The organism is Paracoccus aerodenitrificans, from assembly GCF_027913215.1.
Lineage (GTDB): Bacteria > Pseudomonadota > Alphaproteobacteria > Rhodobacterales > Rhodobacteraceae > Paracoccus > Paracoccus aerodenitrificans.
In genome coordinates, this window is the sequence record NZ_CP115780.1 from 114,682 (window position 1) to 136,489 (window position 21,808).

Below are 21,808 nucleotides of genomic sequence, written 5' to 3' on the forward strand. Positions count from 1 at the left end.
TTGCTGTGCTGTGTCTTGCGTCTGAGAAGTTGATCGGTCGTCCATCTGGACCTCCTTTTGTTTGGTTTCGTTCTATAGACGCGCCCCGACCGGAAGCATTACAGAAATTGGCAACCTGTCGGTCTTCGTTAGTACAGGAGCAAGTGTATCGCTCTGCCGTAGGAAGGCGTCGATATTGCAGACAGAGTTACTGCATCCCGGCAGGCTGTCGGCTGGGCGACTTGCCATGTTTGTGTCCGCCATGTCCGTGCCCGAAAAGGTGCATTGCGGCCATTCCGCCGAAGACGAGAACCAAAACCCAGTTTTCAAAAAGCCATTCCATAATTGTTCATTCCTTTTTTTGATGAGGCCGACGGTTTTTCCGCCTGTGTGGTTGCTGCGGCGAACGGGAAATTGCCGAACATCGCGCCAAAGACATGGGTGATCCAGGCATCGCGTCCCTTGCGCCATGCGCCTATACCCTCGCCGGTGCGCGCCGACAGCGCACGCTCGGCCACGATCGCGGGGTGGTCGTCCGGCAATGGTGAGCGCGTCTCGCGCAGCGTTTCGGCGGTGGACTTGATCAGGGCCATCCACGGGTTCACCTGTTCGGAGAACATCGTTCTGGTCCAGCGCATGGGGTGCAGCGCACGGAGCGCCTCAGCGCTGGCCGGGGTCGTCGCGGCGCGGATCCAAGGACTGACGAAAGTCGAATAGACCGCCTCGTTGATCCGCGATATCTGCGCCACTTGTTTCAAGGCCGCATCGTCCGATGCAATGCCCAGATCATCGACCTCGCGCGGTTCGAATCGCACCTCAAAATCGCCGGTCTCGCAGTCCGGGTCACCCGACGGGTTGTCGATCACCATCTCGTAGAGACCCGGGGAAAGGGCCTCGACATCGTCCAGGCTTTCCAGAATCGCACGATGCTGGAGCCGCGCGACGGAGCCGGAGACGAAGATGCCCAGATGCCCGACACGCGGATGCGTCATATAGACGATGCGCTGCCCGGCTGCCTTGAGCGCATCGGTATCGGGATAAAGCTTGCCAATCCACCCCATTGCCTGTTCGGGCGGCGTGATGTTGTCACCGTCCGAGGCGAAGATGATCAGCGGATTGCTGATGCGCTTAAGATCGACGGTGCAATGCGCATCCAGCTGCATCTCGCCCTGTTCCAGCCGGTTGCCGATGAACAGGTTCTGCGTGATGCCGAGGATTTCCTCGCGGCTGAGCGTGTAGTAGCCATTCCACCAGCGTTCGAACTCAAGGAACCGCTCGCGTTCGGTGTCGGCATGGGCAAAGAGGTTCGCGTATTTGTCCCAGATCGCCTTTTCGGGTTGCAAGGTCTCAAAATTCTGTGCCAGCCAGGCACCGTCGAACCGCCCGTCCCCCAGATCGGAGATCATATGGGCGGCCCATGCCCCGCCCGACAGTGCGCCCATCATCCGCATCGGGCTGCTTGCCGCCTCGCCCGACCAGTAGCTGAGCGGCGAGCCGTTCAGTACAATCGGACCGGTCAGACCGTCGCAATCCGCCGCCAGCAGCGTGGCCGCCCAACCGGCCTGGCAATTGCCGTAGAGCACGGGGCCTGTGTCCGGGTGACGGCGAGCGACCTCGGAGACGAAGTCGCGCAAGGCATAATGCACATCCGACAGCGTCTGACCTGGCATGGGCTCGGGGTAGAAGATCACGAAATAGACCGGATGGCCCTCGTGCATCGCCATGCCGACCTCGCTGTCGCGCTTGAAGCCGCCGATACCGGGCCCGTGCCCGGCGCGCGGATCAATGACGATCACGGGCGGCTTGGCCTCGTCCACGCAATCGTCCCAGCAATCGTCGCCGACCCGCGTGATCCTGAGCAGCGCGTAGTTGGCTGACCGCTCAAAGGTGCGTGCGTCCAGCAGCAGTTCGTAATCGAAATCCAGAAGCGGCGGCATGCCCTGCCGCTCATGCGCGATCATATTGTCGGCGCGTTCACGCAGCGTGTCGAGAAGCAGCACCCAGCGTTCAAAGGCGTCTTGGACGTAAGGCACGTTACTAGCGGTCGTAGCGTTACCGGAAACGGGTGCAAGAAATTGTTCCGGGGTCACTGTCGCAAGGCGCAGGCTCTTATTCATCATCAGCTTCCTCTTGATTGGTAGTGTCTATGGAGGGTCGTCCAGCGAGCATCACACGCACGAAATCCTTCGCCACATCCTCGCGCAGACCGGAAAGGAGATAGGTCGCATCGCGAGACGCAATACCCAGCGCGCGTGCCGCAAGCGTCGGGGGTTGTTTCATCACTTCCACACGGTTGAACAACGCGCGTGCCATCGGGGCATCTGCGTACGCGGAAGTCTCGGCACATGCGCAGGTCATCCGGGATAAAAAGACGCGAAGATCGTCATCGGATGATGGTTGACGGGGTACTCCCGAGTTCCAATCCGACGTGATACGTGGCATGTTCAATTTCTCCTGCGGTTGTGCCTTCGGGCACACTCACAGAAGAAGACGCTGGATCATGGAAATCGTTACAGACCCGACTTCGCTGCGATCAGGATAGTTGTCCCTCTTCTTCGCAATCAGTCTCGTGTTTGTCGTTCTCGCAGCCCTCGGGCGGACAGTAACAATCGTCCCGGTCCTCTTGGCAGCACTTGCCGCAATGCGTTGTAAGCGCCTCGCGCAAAGCAGTGCGTGCCCGGTGTAGCCGGACACCAAGTGCGTTGCGGTTAAGCCGCAGATCGGCAGCAACCCGTTCGCGATCTTCTTCGCCGAAATCGATGCGCCGGATCAGTTCGGCATCCGCCGGGCGCAGTTCGGAAATCAACCCGCCATGGCAGGTGCACAGCCGCGCCATCTGTGAGGGCGCATCGGCAATCCATTCCTCTGGTTCGCGCGCCGCCGCCGCCGCCAGCCGGCTACGCCGGGTCCCTTTGCGGTAGTGATCGTTCAAAGTGGACCGCAGGATTGTGTAGAGCCACGCATCCATTCGTTCGACCTCTCGGAGCTGATCCTTGCGTGACAGCACGCGGATGCAGAAGTCTTGCAGGACATCCTCTGCATCTGCGCGGTTGCCAAGCCGTTTGACCAGAAATCCCATAAACGCTCCGCGCCCGTCCAACAGGGCGCGTTCCGGCGAAGCGTCGGGCACATCGGGCTTGCCACTGTCTTGCGATGCCATGATGTCTCTGCCCTTTCCAAGAGGTTTGCGAAGGTGCGATCAGCGCTGATTCGAGCATTGTCTCTCTAACGTACAATGCGCGCAGTCATTCTAAGAACAATTTGCCCCTCCGCGCGTCACTCTGAATAAGCAACACACATTCGTATCGAAGCAAACAGGCTTTCGACGAAGACAATAGCCAAAACGACCGTTTGAAAACAGGTTAACAGGTTGTTCTGTATTATCGACCTTGAGACCGCCGTGCTCCCTTAAGATTGACGAACACGATCCCCAAAATGACCAGCGCAATACCGGAAAATTGAATCCCGGACAGGCGTTCCCCGAAAAACAAGGCACCAATTGAAAGACCGAAGATTGGAACAAGAAAGCTGAACACAATCGCCCGGTTCAGCTCAACTGCCTCCAGCACGGAAAACCAGAGCCAATACACCAGCGCTGAGCCGAACAGGGCCAGCCCCAAAAGCGATGCCGTGAAGACCGCGTTCCATAGAATGGCGTTTTGATCTTCCAGCGCGAGGGCTGCGAACGCGAGCGGCGCGCTGCCGATGAGCAACTGTAACCCCATTGCAAAAAGCCCGTCCACTTTGCCGGCGATGGACTTGATGGCCACGTTGCTGATGGTCACCCCAACCGCGGCCAAAACGATATAGGCGAAACCGATGGCCGACCCCTCTTGCCCTCCATCAAGCAATTGCGGCAGCGCGATCACGAGGATTCCCATGAATCCGATCGAAAGGCCGACCCAACCGACCTTCGGCAGCCTTTCGCCAAGCCATACAACACCCAGTATTGCGGCCAGCAGCGGCTGCGCGTTTGCGATGACCGTGGCGAGGCCCGGAGACACGAATTCTGCTGCATGAAACATGCCCAGAAATCCCAAACTTGTCGCACCAATCCCGACGATCCCCAAGGTCAACCACGTGCGCCAACCGCGCGGGAATGGTCTGCGCAAAATCATGGCCAGACCCACCAAAGTTGCTCCGGCCAGAACTGCGCGCATTGTCGCAAAAGTCAGATGCGGCGAGTATTGCAGCCCTGCCGTGATCAACGGAAAGCACGCCGCCCACAGGAACATGGCCAAAACGATTTTGGTTATGACAGTCGGCGACATCGAGATTTCCTTTCCAAGTCAGAAGTGGCAGGAATTGCAGAAATTTTCCGATGTGCCAACTCAGGGGCGAAGTAAGAAGACGCTGCGGCAGCCGAAACCTTACGCATTCCTGGGCATACGCCCGTTGGCCCGGGTTCCAAAAGACCGCGCCTGTGCATACCCAACAGCAAAACCACCAACAATCAGGTCACCCGAAGCACCCGAAAAAGTGTAACGTTCTCGATGCTTCGGCGTCTTACTCTTCAGAGGTGTATCATGAATCACGACCCGAATGATCGGTTGTCCGCGGCAGATCAGCCCGACACAGCCGCCAAAGATGCGGACATCGCTGTCCGTCGCGCGCTGGTGGAAGGTCGTCAACATATCCTGAATTTCCTGCGTCGGCGCCTGGGTGATGCAGAAGCCGCTGAGGATGTCCTGCAAACGTTCATGCTGCGGGCCATAGACCGCTCCGAGCAACTACGCGATGTACGCGCCGTTCGCGGCTGGCTCAGTCAAATCCTGGCGTCGTCAATCGCGGACTTCGGTCGCAAGGTTGCGCGGCAGCGTCAGAGGGAGATGGTGATGGCCCCGGCCAATTTGGACAGTTTCCAAGACGGGTTCGACGATGAACTCGATGAGGCGATATGTAATTGTCTATACAAGCTATTGCCGACGCTCAGACCGGACTATGCCGAGGTCATCTGGCGCGTCGATCTTCAGGAGCAGCCGCGCGAGGCTGTCGCCAAGGACCTCGGCATCACCTTGAACAACCTTACGGTCCGTCTGCACCGGGGTCGGCAGGCGTTGAAGACAAGGTTGGAACAGATGTGCCTGACCTGCCCGGTTCATGGCTTTCTTGATTGCGATTGCGACGCAGCAGAAAAGGCCCGCGCGCGTTTTCAAGCGATGAAGGACGACGCCGGAGCGAAAACAACGGACTGAGCCCCGATGCGCTGACCCTCTCTCACCGGCGTGTCTGCAATTCACGGATCGCGTTCTATGGTCCGCAAGCGAGGACACGCCGATCCGTTTCTCAAGGGTTCCGCCTACGTACGCGTGTGCACCGCCGGCACCGTGTCGGCAGGCCGCTGCGCTGTAATGAACCTTGTCGTCTTTCGTCTGTTTTATCAGAAAGCGGCGGTTGACGCCGCCTGACGACGAAAAACAAGACGGAGCAAGCGAGCATGTCCAACAGCGAAACCTCTCCCGACGAAGGCTTCGAACGAGAAGCCGGACAAATTGAAACCGGACGTTTCGCACCGGGGCGAGCGGCCATGTGGTTGCTCGCCAAATTGCTGCGCCGCCTCGTTCAGAAAGGACGCCTCACCATTTACGATCCCTCCGGCGAGGCATGGCATTTCGGCCCCGGCGGCGAACCCGCCGTCTCTGTCCGTTTGACCGACAGGCCGCTGCCCGCGCAACTGCTTGCGAACCCCAGCCTCGCGCTTGGCGAGGCCTATATGGACGGGACGCTGCGCATCGAGTCGGGCAGCCTGCGCGATCTGCTCTCGATTTGTACGTCCGACATGGACGCCATCGAAGCATCGCCCGGCGTGCGGTTGATCCGCTGGTTGGACGCGTTCATGGCACGCAGGCTACATCACAATCCGATCAGCCGATCCCATGCGAACGTCGCGCATCACTATGACATCTCGACTGAGCTCTACGATCTTTTTCTCGATGCGGACCGGCAATACTCTTGCGCCTACTTCCCGACTGGCAACGAAACACTGGACGAGGCCCAAGCGCTCAAGAAAAAGCACATCGCGGCAAAGCTGCTGTTGCGGCCAGGGATGGAGGTTCTCGATATCGGCTCGGGTTGGGGAGGACTGGCGATGGAATTTGCACAGCTACACGGCGCCCGCGTCACCGGCCTCAGCCTGTCGACCGAACAGATCGCCGCCGCCCGCGACAGAGCAGCGCAATCAGGTTTGTCTGGTCGGGTCACGTTCGAGCAGCGCGATTACCGCGAAGAGCGCGGACAATATAACCGCGTCGTGTCGGTGGGCATGTTCGAACATGTTGGCCGCAGCGGGTTCGACGCGTTCTTTGCCACCCTGCAAAGGGTTCTGGGGCCCGATGGGGTCGCTCTTGTCCATGCGATCGGCACAAAAGCGCCCAGAGGAGGCAGCGATCCGTGGATCCGCAAATACATCTTTCCCGGTGGCTATCTGCCGACCCTGTCCGAAACCATCGCGGCAGCGGAGCGGTCGGGGATGTGGGTCACGGATGTCGAGGTCCTGCGGTTGCATTACGCCGAGACGCTGCGACACTGGTCCGAACGCTTCGCCGCCGAGCGCGAAACTGCGCGCATGCTTTACGACGAGCGGTTTTGCCGTATGTGGGAATTCTATCTGGCTGTCTGCGAAATGGCGTTCCGGAACGGGCGGTTGATGGTCTTCCAGATCCAGCTTGCCAAGCGCCGTGATGCGGTTCCGCTGACCCGCGACTATATCGCCAAGGTCGAGGCAGGCGAATCCGCCTGGGATATTTCGACCGGCACAGAATTCAACAGAGGGAGATGACTGACATGAAACCTATCAGAGTTGCCGTAAACGGATACGGCGTGATCGGCAAACGTGTGGCAGACGCAGTGGTCGCACAAGAGGACATGGACCTCGTTGGCGTGGCGGATGTCACCGCCGACTGGCGCGCCCGCATGGCGCGCGCGAAGGGATTCGCGCTTTATGCCGCCGACCCGGATCGCACCCCGGCCATGCGAGAGGCCGGCCTTGATGTGGCCGGAGGGCTCGACGACCTGCTTGCTACCGCAGACATCGTGGTGGACAGCACGCCCAAGAAAGTGGCTGTGCGCAATGTGGAAACCTATCGCGAAAGAGGCATCCGGTTCATCGTTCATGGCGGCGAAAAACACGAGGTGACCGGCCATTCCTTTGTTGCCGAAGCAAACTATGCAAGCGCGATTGGGCGCGACAGCACCCGCGTGGTGTCCTGCAACACGACGTCGATCGTCCGCACCCTCACAGCGCTGAAAGTTGCAGGGCTTCTTGGCTCAGCGCGCGGAACGCTCCTGCGGCGCGCCACCGACCCGTGGGAAAGCCATCTGGGCGGTATCATGAACACGCTTGTCCCCGAACCCGAGATTCCCAGCCATCAGGGCCCGGATGCACAAAGCGTCGATCCCGATCTCGACGTGATCACGATGGCGGTCAAGGTGCCGCAGACCCTTGCCCATCTGCACTATTGGTCGGTCAGGATGCCGCGCAAGGCGTTCAAGGACGAGGTACTGGAAGCGTTCCGCGCCTCCTCGCGCATCGCGTTGATCCGGATGGCGGACGGGCTGGGCGCACTCAACGCGGTCAAGGAGATGATGGCCGATCTCGGACGCCCCAACGACAGTCTCTACGAGGTGGCCCTGTGGGAAGACATGCTTAAGGTCGAGGGCGACGAATTGTTCTATGCCTACATGGTTGACAACCAGGCCATCGTAATCCCCGAAACCATCGACGCGATCCGCGCCCTGACGGAAGCCGAGCGCGACGGATCGGCGTCGATTGCGCGTACGAACGCGGCGCTTGGGGTCGGGACATTTGCGGCGACCTGACAGCCCCCTAGCAACAGGTTCCAAACCCATGCGGGCAGAGAACCGATCAGCCTGCCGCCATGCCCCCGTCGACGGGATACTGCGCCCCAGTGATGAAGGCGGACTCGTCGGAGGCGAGGAACAGGACCAGATTGGCGATATCGTAGCTTTCACCATAACGACCCAGCGGAATCGTGCCGGTAAGCTGTTGCTTCACTTCGTCGCCGTGGCCGGGATTGAACCCTTCCTCCAGCGACCGCATCATCCGCGTGTTGACCGGCGAGGGATGCACCGAGTTGACACGCACGTTGTGGCCTGCGGCCTCTATTGCGGCGGCGCGCGTCAAACCGACAACGGCATGCTTCGACGTGATATAGGGCGCGACGTTCGGGCTGCCCTTGAGGCCTGCGATCGACGACATGTTGATCACGCTACCCGATTGCTGTGCAGTCATCACGGGCAAGACATGCTGCAACCCAAGGAACGCGCCGCGCACATTGACCGCCATCACGCGGTCGAAATCCTGGATCTTCTGATCGACCAGCGGCGCGACCTTGCCTTCGATGCCGGCATTGTTGAAGAACACGTCGATGCGCCCGAACGTCTCGACAGTCTGCGCGACGTATCTATTGGAATCCTCGACCGAGGAGACGTCGGCTGCGATGGTCAGCAGGTCGTCCGGATTACCCAGATCCCGCGCAGCATCCGACAGGTCGTCTTCGTCGAGGTCCACAAGCGCGACCCTGGCCCCTTCGCTCAGGAAGAGCCGCGCGGTTTCCAGCCCGATACCCGCCGCGCCCCCGGTGATCAGGGCGACTTTATCTTTCAGACGTTTCATGGATTGTCCTCCTTTGTTTCAGGTGTTTGCGATCATTGTTCCTGCGCGGCCTTCCAGCATGGCCAGCGCATCTTCCAGCCGACCCACGCAGGCGAAACGGTCCCGATCGGATACGAAAGTCGCGGCAGCGGCCACCTTCGGCGCCATCGAGCCGTCGGGCAAGTCCAGGCGGACCGCGTCCTCCGGTGACAAATGCCTTATAGCCGATTGCGCGTCGGTGCCGAAATCGCGGAACACGGCCTCAACGTCAGTCAGCAGCAACAGCGCGTCGGCGTTCAGCTTGTGTGCCAGAAGCGCCGTCGCGTGATCCTTGTCGATCACCGCCTCGACCCCGATCAGCGAACCGTCGGCACGCCGGACGACCGGAATGCCACCGCCGCCTGCGCAGATCAGCGTCACGTCCTGCTCGAGCAGCAGTTCCAGCACTTTCAGGTCGGGAATGCCACTCGGCATCGGCGACGGCACCACGCGGCGCCAATGCGCGCCATCCGCAGCAATGCTCCACCCCCGCGCCTGCGCGAGCCGTTCCTTATTCAATGTGATTTCTGCGAGTGTCCGGCGTGAAGCGGCACCTGGCCTGCCTGCGCATCGCCCTGACCGCCGCCGCTGGCGGACCCACTCTTGCCCGCACCAATACCTTCCAGCCGCGTTCGTTTCAGCAGCAGCGCGTTGACCGCCACCAGCGCGGAGCTGCCCGACATGGCAAGTGCTGCCACGGCGGGGCTGATGATCAACGGATAAAACACCCCTGCCGCCATCGGAAAGGCGACCACGTTGTAAGCCACGGCCCAGAACAGGTTCTGGTGCATCTTGCGCAAGGTGGCGCGCGACAACTCGATGGCCCCCACGACATCGTAGGGATCGCTTTTCATCAGCACGACATCGGCGCTTTCCATCGCCACGTCGGTGCCCGCACCGATGGCAAATCCGACATCGGCCTGGGTCAACGCGGGTGCGTCGTTGACACCGTCACCGACCATGCCGACCTTCTTACCCTGGGCCTGAAGCTCTTTGACCTTCTCGGCCTTTTGGCCCGGAAGAACATCTGCCAGCACAATGTCGATGCCCAGCTCGCCCGCGATCCGCCTTGCGGTACCTTCGTTGTCGCCGGTCAGCATCGCCACCTCGACGCCGCGTGCGCGCAGCTTGGCCACGGTGGCCTTGGCGCTCGGACGCGGCGCATCAGCGATGGCGATCAGGCCCAGCATCCGTCCGCCCTGCGCCACATGCACAACCGTGCGGCCCTCGTCCTTCAGGCGCTCGGCCTCCGCCGTCAGGGTGCCGACGTCGATACCCTCCTCGTCCATCAGGCGCCGATTGCCGACCAGCACGGTCTTGCCTGCGACTTCGGCGCGCGCGCCGCGGCCTTCGAGGTTGAGAAACTCGGCCATCTGCGGGACGTCGAGGTCCGCCGCGCGTTCGACAATGGCGAGCGCCAGCGGGTGGTCCGAGCCGCGATCGACGGCCGCCGCAGCACGCAGCGCGTCATCTTCGGTGCTGTCCTCAGCAGCCACGACTTCGACCACGCGCGGTTCGCCCATCGTCAACGTGCCGGTCTTGTCGAAGATGATCACGTCAAGCTTTGTCGCGCCTTCCAGCGCACCCGCATTCTTGAACAGGATACCGTGCTGCGCCCCTAAGCCTGTGCCCACCATCACCGCCATCGGCGTAGCAAGCCCAAGCGCGTCCGGGCAGGCGATAACGAAGACGGTGATCGTCAGCGTCAGTGCGAACAAAAGCGGAGAGCCGATCCACCAGAACCAGACCGCGAAGGTTGCAAGTCCGATCACGACGGCGATCAGCACCAGCCATTGTGAGGCTTTGTCGGCCAGAAGCTGGGCGGGTGCCTTGGAGTTCTGCGCCTCCTGCACCAGCTTGACGATCTGCGCCAGCGCGGTGTCGGCCCCGACCTTGGTGGCGCGGTAACGGAAACTGCCGCTCTTGTTGATGGTGGCGCCAATCACGGTGTCGCCAACGATCTTGTTGACCGGCATGGACTCGCCTGTCAGCATGGATTCGTCGACCAGTGATGCGCCTTCGACAACCTCGCCATCCACAGGGATCTTGTTGCCGGGCCGGATCAGCACGATCTCGCCCTCAAGTACTTCGGAGGTAGGCACCTCGACGTCTTGCCCGTCGCGGATAACGGTCGCCATCGGCGGCGCAAGATCGAGAAGCGCCCGGATCGCCGCCGAGGCCCCTGCCCGCGCGCGCATCTCCAGCCAGTGACCCAACAGGATGAACACCAGCAGCACCGCCACCGCCTCGTAGAATTGCACGCCCGGAAAGAAGAAGGTAGACCCGACGCTGAACACATAACCGGTGCCAACCGACAGCACGACCAGGACCGCCATGTTCAGGATGCCGTTGCGCAAGGCGCGCCAGGCGGCGACGAAGAACGGCCAGCTTGGCCAGATAATCGCGGCACTACCCAGGAAGAACAGCCACAGATCCAGTTCCAGCCCGAAGGGCGGCGCGGGTGGCGTGAACAGGCCACCCATTGGCGAATAAGTGAAGATCGGGATGGTGAACAGCAGCGCCACCCAGAAGCGGTTGCGCATGTCGCGGACCATGCTGGCCATGTCCATGCCACCGCCGTGGCCCATCTCGTGCGCCATCGCGTCGTGGCCAGCCGGGGCCTCTGCGCCAGACATTTGATGGTCGGCATGGCAGACATGGTTCGGAACCCGCTCCCCGGCGCAGTGGAATCTGCAGGCCTCAACCGTGTTGCGCAGCTCTTCCTCGCCCACTGCCGTCTCGTCGTATTGGACTGTCACGCTTTCCGATGCCGGGTTCGCTTCGGCTCTGTGCACTCCGTCGAGAGCTGACAAATGGCGTTCGACCGCGAGATGATCGAGTTCCTCGAACAGCCCGCGGACCTCAAGGGTCAATGATTTCATGTTGGCTCCTGTCCACTTTCCTTGCGATCGAGAACGACCGTTTAGGTAAATAGACGTTGCCCACTCTCTGACGTTACAACGTTGGTTGGCAAAAATCGTTACGGTTTGATTTTTTGGCGTGTTCCACCTTCTCGAGTAAGTGACCGAGATACGTCAGTTACAATTCATTTCGTAACGATATCCCTCGTTCAGCGTCTATTTCGATGCAGGGTTTAAGCGAACATGCGGCTGCTGTATGCGTTTTTCGAACATGAAGGCTGAACATTGACGGATTTCACGAAACCAGTCGGCAAGACGCACAAATCCTTTGCCCTCGTGTTAAGTGGTGGCGGGGCGAGAGGCCTGTCACACGCCGGTGTCCTACGCGCCCTCGTCGCAAGGGGCTATACCCCGAGCGCGATCGTAGGGGTGTCCATGGGTGCGGTCGTCGGCACCACATACGCCATGAACGACGATTGGTTCGACGCATTGGTCGCCATGGACACCAGCGGGTTTCCGGCAACCCCGGACTTTCGCTTGCCAGGTCTAACCGCTCGGATGAAAGGCCTTCGAACCGCTTTGCTTGCCGCGCGGGACATGTACTTTGGCTGGGGAGTTGGAGCGCCTACCGAGACATGGGGCCGCAGCGTCCTGTCCAGTCTGACGCAAGGTAAAAATCTTGAGAATGGTCGCATCCCGATCTTTGTCTGCGCGACGGATATGCTGACCGGGAAACGTGTGGTTTTCGGCAAGGGGAATGCCACAGATTACATCTATGCAAGCGCGGCGCTCGCCGGAATATTGCCACCCCTGGTCGATGGACCGCATGTGCTGATGGACGGGGCTTACGCAGACATAGCGCCGGTCGACGTTGCGAGGGCTACAAGTGCCGAGATCGTGATCGCCGTCGACCCAAGCCAGCGCGAAAACACCATTGGCCCGAAAAACGGGATGCAGGCGATGCTGCGATCCATAGAAGTCTGCCAGTATGAACATGCACGGTTGCGGTTCGCGCAGGCGGATCTGGTGATCCGGCCTGAATTCGGACGGTCGATCGGCACACTTGAATTCGGTCTAAAGCGCCACTGTATCGCGGCTGGGGCCGTGGCCACCCGCCGCGCTTATGGTGATATCGAGACGCTGCTTAATCCCGGGAATGCGGAGCGAATGGCCGAGCCGCTGGCAGGCTAGGATAGCAAGATCACCACTTTGACCGACTGGCACAAAACCGCGCCTTAAGTCAGCCGGGAAACACTCCCGCAAATAGCCCCATCAGCGCCGTGACCAGCGCGGTCGCCCAGAGAACGACCAACAGCGGCGGCGCCATCTCAGTCCGGCCCGCATCGCCCTCGCGCGCCTGATACATCGACACCACTATGCGCAGATAGACCGCCAGCGCCAGCACACTGTTGAGGATGCCGATCACCGCCAGCCACAGATAGCCGGTCTCGATCGCGGCGCCGAACAGCAGCACCTTGCCGACAAAGCCGAAGAGCGGCGGAATGCCGGTGAGCGACAGCAGGAACACGACCATCGCCACGCCGACCACCGGTCGCGCGCGGCCGAACCCCTTGAAATCGTCCAGATTGCGGCCCGCGATCATTATGACTGCAAAGGCTCCCAGGTTCATCGCCACATAGGCCGCACCAAACACGATTACCGAAGGCAGGGCCAGCGCGCTGGTACCGAGCGCCACGATCCCCATCATGAAATAGCCCGCCTGCGCAACCGAAGAATAGGCCAGCAGCCGCACGGCATTGGTCTGCACCAGAGCCGCCAGATAGCCGAGTGTCATCGTCACTGCCGCGATCAGCGCGACGACGAACGGCCAGCCGGTGGCTACCGGCAGATCGCGCAGCACCTGCGCAAAGGCGAAGATCGCGGCAACCTTGGTGATGACCGACAGGAACGCCGCGACCGAGACCGGCGCGCCGTCATAGGCGTCCGGTGCCCAGAACTGGAACGGCACCAGCGCCGCCTTGTAGCCCAGCCCGATCAGCACCGCGACCAGCCCCGCCAGCGCGATCAGCGGCTTGCCATCGAGCGCCCCGAGCTCGGAAAAGAGCGTCGACCCGGCCCCACCGAACCAGAAGGTCAGCCCGTAGATCATCACCGATCCGGTGACGGCGCCGAACACCAGATATTTCATCGCCGCCTCGGTCGCGGCATCGTTGCGCGGCCAGGCCACCATCGCGAAGGAGCCGAGGCCCGTCAGGACCACGCCCAGGACCAGCAGCATCATGTCGCCACCGCCCGCCAGCATCAGCGCCCCCAGCGTCACCAGGCACAGCAGCACATAAACGCTGCCCTCGCGGTCCTTCCCGGCGATCTCGGCCCGCGTCATCAAAAGCGCCAGCGCGGTGCCCGGCAGCAAGATCAACTTGGCCCAGCCGGACAGCAGATCGACGCGGTAGGTGCCGCCAAAGACGCTGGTGTCGGCCTCCAGCAGCGGAAGGGTCAGCGCGGTGGACAGACCCAGCCCGATCAGCCCGAACGCCAACGCCAGACGGGGCGCGCGCAGCATCTCGGCCACCAGCATCAGCACGACAGTGGAGGCCAGCATCAGCTCGGGAAACAGAAAGGACAGGTCGCGCGCCATTAGAATTGCAGTGCCCGCATCGTCGCGTCGATCATGCCCAGCAACCAGGACGGCGCGACCCCGATAAGGATGATGAGGATGAGCAGCGGCACGACGGCCTGCATCTCGCCGCGGTCCAGATCGGGCATCGCCGCCCATTTCTCGTTCGGCTCGCCCAGAAATACCGCCGCGATCGCGCGCAGGTAAAGCCCCGCCGTCACCACAATGGCGATAATCGCCACGATGGCCCAGGGCTGAGCATTCAGCGTGGCCAGGAAGATCTGAAATTCAGCCGGGAAATGCGCCAACCCCGGCAGCCCGAGCGAGGCAAAGGCCGACAGCACGAAGGCCCAGCCCAGCCATGGCACCTGCCCCAGCAGCCCGCCGAACGCGGTCATCTCGCGTTCGTGGGCGCGCGACTGCAACATGCCGACGAGAAAGAACAACGCCCCGGTGACGACGCCGTGGCTGACCATCTGCAAGGTCGCACCATTGAGCGCGACCGCCCGCAAGTCAGGGTCCAGCGTCAGCGCCGCCACCGCGACGCCGATCACCACATAGCCCATGTGGTTCACCGACGTATAGGCGATCATCTTCTTCAGATCTGACTGCGCCAGCGCCACGAAGGCACCGTAAAGGGCGCTGAATACGCCAAAGGCCAGCACCACCTGACCGGCCTGCGCAAAGGCGTCGGGCGTCATCTGTAAGGCGAAACGCACAAGGCCGTATGTGCCGAATTTCAGCATCACCCCGGCGAGGATCACGCTGCCCACGGTCGGGGCCTGCACGTGGGCCGCGGGCAGCCAAGTATGCACTGGAAAGGACGGGATCTTGACCGCGAAGGTGAACAGCATCGCGATCAGCGCCAGCATCGCCGCCAGCCCAGTCAGTGGCGGCGCCTCGATCCACAGCCGCATGTCAAAACTTCCCGTGGCCAGATACAGCCCGATGATCGCCAGCAACAGCGGCAGCGAGCCTAGCAGCGTGTAGATGAAGAACATCAGCCCGGCGCGCTGGCGTTCTTCATAGCCCCAGCCGACGATCATGAAGTACATGCCGACCAGCGACACTTCAAAGAAGACGTAGAACAGGAGCGCGTCCAGCGCCGCGAAAGTGCCGATCGACGCGGTCTCCAGCATCAGCATCAGCGCGACAAAGACCGCCGGGCGGTCGGTGATCCGCGCCGCATAGATTGCCGACAGGAAAAACAGCAGCGAGGTCAGCAGGATCAGCGGCAGGCTTAGCCCGTCGATGCCCAGCCGGTAGGCCGCGCCGATGGCCGGGATCCATGCGATCTCCTCGACCTGCGCGAAACCGCCTGGCAGCGTGCCCCGCGCCCAGATCGCCAGCGTCACCACGAAGGTCAGCCCGGTGGTGGCGATGGAAACGCCATGGGCGATGCGCGCCGACTTGTTTGGCAGGGCCATCAGCAGCACGCCACCAAGAAGCGGCAAAAAGACGGAGACCGAGAGAAGGGGCATGGCGGGGTCGTCTTTCTTCAGGAGGACATCGGTAAGATCAGCAGCACCGCCGCGATGACGGCAATGCCCATGACGGTCAGGGCGAGTTCGCGGTGGATGAGCCCGCTTTGCAGCAGGCGCAGGCGGCGGCCGGCGGCAATTGTCCGGTCGACAAGGCCGAAGATCAGCCCGTCGATGCCTTTTGTGTCGGTGGTCTCGGCGCTGTCACCCAGGCGCAGGTTCATCCGGCCCACCTGAAGGGTCGCGGCATAAAGCCGGTTGTCTGAACGCTCGGCACTGGATGCGGTGCCAAGGCTCAAGATCCGCACAAGGCCAAGTTGCGACGCCAGCAGACGCCGTTCGAAACCTTCACAGGCGGCGGCAAAAGCCAGCGACGGGCGCAGCACCAGCCCGTCCATACCGCCCGCGACGGCAAAGCCGCGCTGCGCCATCGGCAGAACCGGCCCCATCAGGCGAGTAGGTTGGATGAACCAGCCCAGCACCAGGCCGCTCAGCGCCGCCATAAGCCCGAGGATCATCGCGGTTCCTTCCGGCGGCAGTTCGGCCTCAAGCAGATGTTCCAGCGGCGTGAAGGCGAACCCAAGCCCCGCCGCCAGCGCCGTCAGCACCGCCATGCCCGCACCCATCCAGCCCATCCCCTTGCCCAGAACGGGCTGGGCCTCGCCCTGCCACAGCACCCGCAGCGCCCGCGCCATATAGGCCCCGGTCAGCACCGTGCCTGCCAGCGCCAGCGGCGCGAGCCATACGACCCCGGGGGCCGCCAGCGCGGCGGCAAGGATCGCGTCCTTGGAAAAGAACCCCGCCAGCGGCGGGATCCCCGCCAGCGCCAAAGCAGCAATGCCGAAAGCGGCCAGCACCAGCGGTCGTGCCCGGCCCGCGCCCGCGACCGCATCCATGTCGGTGCTGTCGCGATCATGCTGGAACACACCCGCCCCCAGAAAAAGCGTGCTCTTTATCGCCGCGTGGGCGATAAGGTGCAGCAGCGCCGCCACCGGCACCCCCGCGCCAATGGCCAGCAGCATCAGCCCGTACTGGCTGGAGGTCGAGGCGGCCAGCAGCCGCTTCAGGTCCCGCTCGGCCAGCGCGATCAGGCCGGCAACGACGGCGGTGACGCCGCCCACCAGCCCGACCGCAATCAGCGCGCCTGCGGGCAGCATCGGGGTCACGCGGATCAGCAGGATCGCCCCCGCCGCCACCAGAGTCGCGGAATGCAGCAAAGCGGAGACCGGCGTCGGGCCGGCCATGGCGCGCTGCAACCAGTCCTGCAACGGCACCTGCGCCGACTTGCCCATCGCGCCGATCAGCAACAGCAACCCGGCGACCAGTGCGGGCGTGCCGGTGATATCCAACGTGGCCGAGATTTCCGCGGTGCCGGCCCAGCCGATCAGCACGAAAATCCCCAGATAAAGCCCCAGATCGGCGCTGCGGGTATACAGAAACGCCCGCATCGCGGCACCGGGCACGCCGTCACGCCCATGCCAGAACCCGATCAGCAGATAGCTGGAAAAACCGATCAGTTCCCACGCCGCCAGCACGGTGATCCAGTCGCCCGCCAGAACCAGCGCCTGCATCGCGGCGACAAACAGCAGCAGGATCCCGAAAAAGCGCGGCTTCTCGGGGTCGCTGCGCATGTAACCGACAGCGTAGATCAGCACACAGGCCGCCACCGTCGCCACCATGGCCGAAAACACCGCCGTCAGCGGCGTCGCGACCAACCGCAGCGGCATCTGCGGCAGCCCCGGCAGGACCAGTTGCATGGTGCCACCGGAAACGATCCCCGCCAGCAACGCCATCGCCGCGACAAACCCAAGGCCGACGCCCGCCAGTGCAATCGCTTCGGGTGCGCGGCGCAGCACAAGCGCCGCGAGACCCGCCAGCAGCGGCGCAAGGATAATGAGCGCCAGCATCGTCATCCCTTCAACTCGCGCGCTTCTTCCATCTCAACCGACCCGCGCACCCGGAACCGCGCGATGGCGATGGCAAAGCCGACCGCCATTTCGACCGCCATCACCGCCATCACGATCAGCACGAACATCTGACCGGCCGGTTCATCGGGATGCAGATAGCGCCAGAAGGCCACCAGATTGACCAGTGCTGCGGCCAAAATCAGCTCGACCCCCATGATGATCATCACCAGGTTCGTCTGGCTCAGCGCGCCGTAAAGACCGATACCAAACAGCCCCGCGCCGACGCTGAGCGCGATCATCATCTCCACAATCATTTGCTCTGCTCCGCGTTGGGGACGATGGCCACCATCGTGGCCGCAACCATGGCCGTCAGGATGGTCAGCCCTGCCGACTGGAAGATGAACATTGACCGGCCCAGCAATTCGCGGCCCAGATCGGCGGCCTGTTCATGCGCACCCGGCACAGACAGGGCGACCGGACCCCAATCGGGCAGCCAGACCAGCAGCAGCGCCGCCAGCAGCCCAATGCCCCCGGCCCAGAGCGACAGGCGTTTCTGGTGGGTCATGTCCATTTTGCCCATGCCGCCGGGATCCATCATGAACATCACCATGAAAATCGCCATCACGCTCATTTCCGTGGCCATCATCATGATCTGCAACACGCCCAGAAACTCGGCCTGCATGACCAGAAACATCGCCCCTATCGCGGTTTGCGAAAACAGCAGCGCCAGCGCCGAGCGCACCATCGAATGGGTGCGGAAAACCACGACGCCGAACCACACCGCCGCGCCGCCGAAGAACGCCAAGAAGATCATCTGAACCGTCATATCGGCACCACCAGCGCGATCACGCCCACGACAAAGATATTGGCCAGCGCCAGCGAGATCCCTAGCTTCCAGCTCAGCGCCAGGTAACGCGCTTCGCGGATGCGCGGCATATAGCGCCCGACGCTCAGCATGGCCGCGGCCACGGCCAGGATCTTGATCGCGCTCCAGGCCCACGCGGGCAGCCACGGGCCCAGCCAGCCGCCCAGATAGAAGGTCACGGTCGCCCCCGCCAGCGCCAGGATAATGACCATCCGCGCCAGCCGCAGCACTGCCAGCCGCACGCCGGTATATTCCGCCTCGACCCCGCCGGCCAATTCGCCGGTCGCATCGGGCAGGTCCAGCGGCGGCAGCCAGGCCAGCCCCATCGCCGCCACGACGAACAGGACAAACCCCATCGGCTGGTACAGCACGTTCCAGAGCTGCGCCTGCGAGGCGACGATCTCAACCGTCGAGAGCGACTCCGCCCGCATGGCGACGGCGGTGATCGGCATCACGATCAGCATGGCATAGGCAATGAACTGGCCCAGGAACCGCCAGCCCGCGATCATGGCGTAGGCCCCGTTCGGCCCCCAGCCCGCCATGATCAGCGCCACCAGCACATAGGCCAGCGCAGCGTTCAAAAACAGCGCTCCGGTCGCCAGGTCGGTGATGATAAGCCCCGGCGCCAGCGGGATCACTGCCACCGCCATCAGCCCCGCCACCAAAAGCAGCACCGGCCCAAGCTCAAAGAACAACCGGTCAGATTTGCGCGCCAGCAGCGATTCCCGCCCCATAAGCGCCAAGGCGGCCCAGGCCGGACCGGTCAGGCTCAGGTGCCCATGCACGGCCCATCGTTCGATGACGGCCAGCGCATAGGCCCCGGCGGCGAGCGACAGGAGAACGACAAGAATGCTCATCCACGCACCTCCCAGGGCGACAGGTCGAGCGAGGCAACGGCGCTCAGGGCATCGCCCAGTTCCTGCTGCGCCGTCACCGTTTCGACAAGGGCGATGTTCACGTCTGTCGGCGTGTCGAGATCGGCCTCGACCACCTTGCCATTGGCCAGCTTCACGCGCAGCGACGCCGTGCCGCGCGGTGTTTCGATGCGAGCCTCGCCCTCGCCCGACACCCTGTCCACATCCGGCACCTGCGGCACAGCAATCATCCCGGCGGCCGCGATCAGGTCGAGGCTTTGGGCGATCTCGTCGCAGCGCAGCCGCAGCCGCGCCAGCGCATCGCCGCCGTTGCGGACGCGCATTTCGAACCCGAGATCCTTCAGCGTTGGATCACCCGTTCGGGCATCCGATCCGCCACCTCGCGCCCGGTCCACCGGGCCGCTGGCCGGGGCGTCATTGCCGATGCGCGCGATGCGTCTAAGCCGCATCCGCATCAGCGGGGCCGCCTGCACCCGGCGCGACAGCCGCCGGATCGCCCCAGCCTGCGTGGCAATCCCGGCAACGTCGGCACCTTGAACGGCCAGTTGCAACGCCCCAGCGCGCGCGGCGAGCCACAAAAAACCCGACTGAAGGCCGAACTCGGCCAGCCAGTTCAGGTGGCTGGCGATCCGCTCGCGTTCCACGGCGGCGGCGCGGCCACGGCGCGCGTCATGGTCGGGCTCGACGCCGGCGGCCACCTCAATCGCAGCGCAAGCCAGCGCGCGATAGGACACGCTGCTGAGCGGCATCATGGTGGCCAGACGCTCGACGAAATCGGCCACCCTCATCTGCGGCCCATCCATCAAATCCGTCGCGCCGACAAGGCTCGTGGCGTCGCTGGCCGCAACGGTATCGCCATCCAGCGTCAACGTCAGCCGCAGCCCAGCCGGCAGGCCGGGAAAGAACGGCCCGAACGGCACCTTGATCCAGTCCATCTGTAACCCGTCGCTGCTGCGCGGCTGGTCCTTGGTCATCTCGACCATCGACATGAAATGCGGCTCGATCCCGTCGATAGTGGCCTTGGAGTGGCCGCCATGTCCGGCATGCCCATCGTGGCCGGAATGGTCCTGCTGTTTGCCATGACCGCCGTGACCGCCATGCCCGTGACCGTGACCGGGACCGTGGCTTTCCACCTCCTCCGCCTTCACCAGGTTCATGCCGCATTTAGGGCACTTGCCCGGTGCATCGCTGATCACCTCGGGGTGCATCGGGCAACTATATGCCCCCGACCCGCCCGCCTTGTCGTCGTGACCGGCATGATCGCCATGCGCGGAGGGCGCGTGGCTTGCGTGCCCATGCCCATGCCCATGCCCGTGACCGTGGCTTTCCACCTCCTCCGCCTTCGCCAGGTTCATGCCGCATTTGGGGCACTTGCCCGGTGCGTCGCTGATCACCTCGGGGTGCATCGGGCAAGTGTATGCCCCCGACCCGCCCGCGTCGTGAGCGTGGCCCGCATGTGCGTGATCGGCGGGGTTTGGCCTGTCCTCCCGGGGCATGTCGTGGCCACCGTGCCCACCATGTCCATCGGACGCTGTTTCGCGCGGCACCAGCGTCATGCCACATTTGGGGCAGTCTCCGGGGGCGTCGCGGACGATTTCGGGGTGCATCGGGCAAGTGTATTCCACGCGCACCTCAAGAGCGGGGGCGTTAAACTCCCCGCTGTCAGCGCGAAACGCGCCCGCGGCGATCACGCGGCGCAGATCGGCCAGCCCGGCCCGTGTCAGCGGGGCCGACACGTCCGCATCGGGCAACGGGGCGATGTCGCCTGCGCCCAGTGCCAGGATCGCGCGGGGGCGCGGCATCTGCGCGTAGGTGACGGCGGCGGCATCGCGCAGACCGTCCGGAATCGGGCCGACGACGATGAGAACGTCGGCATGGCGCGGGGTGCCTACAACACGCAGGTGCGCATTGGCAAGGTCGATCCCCATCGACCGCGCGACAGACGGGCCGGGCAGCACAAAGGCCGTCAGATCGCGCGCCATGGCCGCCGCGACCGCCCGCCTGATCCCGTACATCGCGCCCTCTCGCGCCCCGGCTATGGTCATTGCCGCCTCAACGCGCCCTGGCTCCAGCCATAGAGCAGGCCCAGGAACAGGATTGAGAGGAAAACGCCCATGTCGAGCAATGCGATCAGCCCTTCTTCGCGGTAGACGACCGCCCACGGATACATGAACGCCATCTCCATGTCGAAGGCCAGAAACAGCAGCGCATAACCGGCATAGCGCGCATGATAGCGGACCCAGACCGGATCGCGCGACAAGGTACCGGCCGTGGCGGGCACGTCCTTGCCCGGTTCCGAGCGCGTGCGCCCGATGGCCCGGGCGAGCCCGTAAAGGCTTAGCACGAAACCGAACACACCGACACTCAGCCCGAAAAGGATCGCGTATTGGGAAAGCTCGCTCATCCGTGTTACCTCCTTCGGGTGCTCGACTCTCTAAAGTGTTAAGGGTTTAAGCAGAACGGCACAATCAAACTAACGCCAGCGGCCATGCTGCCGTTATGCACAGACGCTTTGAGCTGCGGATCATTACAGCTCTCCGAAAATTCCGGGCTTGGGACTTCAAGAACACAGGTCTCCAATTGGTTTCTTCCAATTGGGTGGCCGGTGA

General features: G+C 62.9%; 18 protein-coding genes and 1 pseudogene. 4 read left to right on the plus strand and 15 right to left on the minus strand.

All coding sequences use genetic code 11. The annotated features are described in order from the left end of the window. Positions 1-305: 305 nt before the first annotated feature. The 4 genes from PAE61_RS00600 to PAE61_RS00615 all read right to left on the minus strand — a co-directional run bounded on the left by PAE61_RS00600 (position 306) and on the right by PAE61_RS00615 (position 4,250). Positions 306-2,096 carry a DUF3141 domain-containing protein gene (locus PAE61_RS00600; RefSeq protein ID WP_271112132.1) on the minus strand — a complete coding sequence of 597 codons (1,791 nt, stop codon included), beginning with the start codon at positions 2,094-2,096 and terminating at the stop codon, positions 306-308. Then, positions 2,089-2,421, minus strand: a complete 333-nt coding sequence (locus PAE61_RS00605; RefSeq protein ID WP_180287451.1) for a hypothetical protein — start codon at positions 2,419-2,421, stop codon at positions 2,089-2,091. Before PAE61_RS00605 ends, PAE61_RS00600 begins: the two co-directional genes overlap by 8 nt. A 91-nt stretch (positions 2,422-2,512) precedes the next feature. Next, positions 2,513-3,139 carry an RNA polymerase sigma factor gene (locus PAE61_RS00610; protein WP_271112064.1) on the minus strand — a complete coding sequence of 209 codons (627 nt, stop codon included), beginning with the start codon at positions 3,137-3,139 and terminating at the stop codon, positions 2,513-2,515. 220 nt (positions 3,140-3,359) lie between these two features. Further along, positions 3,360-4,250 (minus strand): DMT family transporter, encoded by an 891-nt coding sequence (locus PAE61_RS00615; protein ID WP_271112065.1) that lies wholly within the window; start codon positions 4,248-4,250, stop codon positions 3,360-3,362. A gap of 255 nt (positions 4,251-4,505) precedes the next feature. On the opposite strand from PAE61_RS00615, the gene PAE61_RS00620 reads away from it, so the two are divergent. The 3 genes from PAE61_RS00620 to PAE61_RS00630 all read left to right on the plus strand — a co-directional run bounded on the left by PAE61_RS00620 (position 4,506) and on the right by PAE61_RS00630 (position 7,797). Then, on the plus strand, positions 4,506-5,174 hold the full coding sequence (locus PAE61_RS00620) for an RNA polymerase sigma factor (RefSeq protein ID WP_230802089.1): 669 nt from the start codon (positions 4,506-4,508) through the stop codon (positions 5,172-5,174). Between the two features lie 242 nt (positions 5,175-5,416). Then, the gene (locus tag PAE61_RS00625; protein ID WP_271112066.1) at positions 5,417-6,757 is read left to right on the plus strand and encodes an SAM-dependent methyltransferase; all 1,341 of its coding nucleotides are present in this window, start codon (positions 5,417-5,419) and stop codon (positions 6,755-6,757) included. Continuing rightward, the gene (locus PAE61_RS00630; protein ID WP_271112067.1) at positions 6,754-7,797 is read left to right on the plus strand and encodes a type II glyceraldehyde-3-phosphate dehydrogenase; all 1,044 of its coding nucleotides are present in this window, start codon (positions 6,754-6,756) and stop codon (positions 7,795-7,797) included. Before PAE61_RS00625 ends, PAE61_RS00630 begins: the two co-directional genes overlap by 4 nt. A gap of 46 nt (positions 7,798-7,843) precedes the next feature. Here PAE61_RS00630 and PAE61_RS00635 read toward each other — a convergent pair whose 3' ends face one another. The 3 genes and pseudogenes from PAE61_RS00635 to PAE61_RS00645 all read right to left on the minus strand — a co-directional run bounded on the left by PAE61_RS00635 (position 7,844) and on the right by PAE61_RS00645 (position 11,514). Further along, entirely contained in the window at positions 7,844-8,614 is a 771-nt protein-coding gene (locus tag PAE61_RS00635; RefSeq protein WP_230802085.1) for an SDR family NAD(P)-dependent oxidoreductase, read from the minus strand. A gap of 18 nt (positions 8,615-8,632) precedes the next feature. Beyond that, positions 8,633-9,142: pseudogene (locus PAE61_RS00640) on the minus strand (amino acid kinase family protein); the annotation flags it as partial. A 5-nt stretch (positions 9,143-9,147) separates the two neighbouring features. Beyond that, positions 9,148-11,514, minus strand: a complete 2,367-nt coding sequence (locus PAE61_RS00645) for a heavy metal translocating P-type ATPase (protein ID WP_271112068.1) — start codon at positions 11,512-11,514, stop codon at positions 9,148-9,150. A gap of 315 nt (positions 11,515-11,829) precedes the next feature. On the opposite strand from PAE61_RS00645, the gene PAE61_RS00650 reads away from it, so the two are divergent. Next, positions 11,830-12,684, plus strand: a complete 855-nt coding sequence (locus PAE61_RS00650; protein ID WP_271112133.1) for a patatin-like phospholipase family protein — start codon at positions 11,830-11,832, stop codon at positions 12,682-12,684. Positions 12,685-12,733: 49 nt separating this feature from the next. Here the strand turns inward: PAE61_RS00650 and PAE61_RS00655 are convergent, their stop codons facing one another. From PAE61_RS00655 to PAE61_RS00690, 8 genes are read right to left on the minus strand one after another with little or no spacing between them, the layout of a single operon-like run. Further along, positions 12,734-14,092, minus strand: coding sequence for an NADH-quinone oxidoreductase subunit N (locus PAE61_RS00655; protein WP_230802079.1), 1,359 nt, complete (start codon positions 14,090-14,092; stop codon positions 12,734-12,736). Beyond that, positions 14,092-15,552, minus strand: a complete 1,461-nt coding sequence (locus PAE61_RS00660) for a complex I subunit 4 family protein (protein WP_271112069.1) — start codon at positions 15,550-15,552, stop codon at positions 14,092-14,094. The genes PAE61_RS00655 and PAE61_RS00660 overlap by 1 nt, the downstream gene beginning before the upstream one ends. A gap of 17 nt (positions 15,553-15,569) precedes the next feature. After that, positions 15,570-17,459, minus strand: a complete 1,890-nt coding sequence (locus PAE61_RS00665) for an NADH-quinone oxidoreductase subunit 5 family protein (RefSeq protein WP_271112070.1) — start codon at positions 17,457-17,459, stop codon at positions 15,570-15,572. Between the two features lie 2 nt (positions 17,460-17,461). Continuing rightward, positions 17,462-17,773, minus strand: a complete 312-nt coding sequence (nuoK, locus tag PAE61_RS00670; RefSeq protein ID WP_139085416.1) for an NADH-quinone oxidoreductase subunit NuoK — start codon at positions 17,771-17,773, stop codon at positions 17,462-17,464. Then, a complete protein-coding gene (locus PAE61_RS00675) occupies positions 17,770-18,285 on the minus strand; it encodes an NADH-quinone oxidoreductase subunit J family protein (protein ID WP_139085418.1) in 516 nt (171 codons plus the stop codon). The genes nuoK and PAE61_RS00675 overlap by 4 nt, the downstream gene beginning before the upstream one ends. Continuing rightward, positions 18,282-19,181 carry a complex I subunit 1/NuoH family protein gene (locus PAE61_RS00680; protein ID WP_139085420.1) on the minus strand — a complete coding sequence of 300 codons (900 nt, stop codon included), beginning with the start codon at positions 19,179-19,181 and terminating at the stop codon, positions 18,282-18,284. Before PAE61_RS00680 ends, PAE61_RS00675 begins: the two co-directional genes overlap by 4 nt. Then, positions 19,178-21,244, minus strand: coding sequence for a heavy metal-binding domain-containing protein (locus tag PAE61_RS00685; protein ID WP_271112071.1), 2,067 nt, complete (start codon positions 21,242-21,244; stop codon positions 19,178-19,180). The genes PAE61_RS00680 and PAE61_RS00685 overlap by 4 nt, the downstream gene beginning before the upstream one ends. Beyond that, positions 21,241-21,603: an NADH-quinone oxidoreductase subunit A gene (locus PAE61_RS00690; protein ID WP_061979516.1), complete on the minus strand. Its 363-nt coding sequence runs from the start codon at positions 21,601-21,603 to the stop codon at positions 21,241-21,243. The genes PAE61_RS00685 and PAE61_RS00690 overlap by 4 nt, the downstream gene beginning before the upstream one ends. Positions 21,604-21,808 lie beyond the last annotated feature (205 nt).

Bases quoted from the DNA above. Each gene is read 5' to 3' on its own strand.
- PAE61_RS00645 (WP_271112068.1), bottom strand. From the start codon at position 11,514: ATGAAATCATTGACCCTTGAGGTCCGCGGGCTGTTCGAGGAACTCGAT.
- PAE61_RS00630 (WP_271112067.1), top strand. From the start codon at position 6,754: ATGACTGACATGAAACCTATCAGAGTTGCCGTAAACGGATACGGCGTG.
- PAE61_RS00625 (WP_271112066.1), top strand. From the start codon at position 5,417: ATGTCCAACAGCGAAACCTCTCCCGACGAAGGCTTCGAACGAGAAGCC.
- PAE61_RS00655 (WP_230802079.1), bottom strand. From the start codon at position 14,092: ATGGCGCGCGACCTGTCCTTTCTGTTTCCCGAGCTGATGCTGGCCTCC.
- PAE61_RS00675 (WP_139085418.1), bottom strand. From the start codon at position 18,285: ATGACGGTTCAGATGATCTTCTTGGCGTTCTTCGGCGGCGCGGCGGTG.
- PAE61_RS00615 (WP_271112065.1), bottom strand. From the start codon at position 4,250: ATGTCGCCGACTGTCATAACCAAAATCGTTTTGGCCATGTTCCTGTGG.
- PAE61_RS00635 (WP_230802085.1), bottom strand. From the start codon at position 8,614: ATGAAACGTCTGAAAGATAAAGTCGCCCTGATCACCGGGGGCGCGGCG.
- PAE61_RS00685 (WP_271112071.1), bottom strand. From the start codon at position 21,244: ATGACCATAGCCGGGGCGCGAGAGGGCGCGATGTACGGGATCAGGCGG.
- PAE61_RS00605 (WP_180287451.1), bottom strand. From the start codon at position 2,421: ATGCCACGTATCACGTCGGATTGGAACTCGGGAGTACCCCGTCAACCA.
- PAE61_RS00620 (WP_230802089.1), top strand. From the start codon at position 4,506: ATGAATCACGACCCGAATGATCGGTTGTCCGCGGCAGATCAGCCCGAC.
- PAE61_RS00610 (WP_271112064.1), bottom strand. From the start codon at position 3,139: ATGGCATCGCAAGACAGTGGCAAGCCCGATGTGCCCGACGCTTCGCCG.
- PAE61_RS00690 (WP_061979516.1), bottom strand. From the start codon at position 21,603: ATGAGCGAGCTTTCCCAATACGCGATCCTTTTCGGGCTGAGTGTCGGT.
- PAE61_RS00600 (WP_271112132.1), bottom strand. From the start codon at position 2,096: ATGAATAAGAGCCTGCGCCTTGCGACAGTGACCCCGGAACAATTTCTT.
- PAE61_RS00660 (WP_271112069.1), bottom strand. From the start codon at position 15,552: ATGCCCCTTCTCTCGGTCTCCGTCTTTTTGCCGCTTCTTGGTGGCGTG.
- nuoK (WP_139085416.1), bottom strand. From the start codon at position 17,773: ATGATTGTGGAGATGATGATCGCGCTCAGCGTCGGCGCGGGGCTGTTT.
- PAE61_RS00680 (WP_139085420.1), bottom strand. From the start codon at position 19,181: ATGAGCATTCTTGTCGTTCTCCTGTCGCTCGCCGCCGGGGCCTATGCG.
- PAE61_RS00665 (WP_271112070.1), bottom strand. From the start codon at position 17,459: ATGCTGGCGCTCATTATCCTTGCGCCGCTGCTGGCGGGTCTCGCGGCG.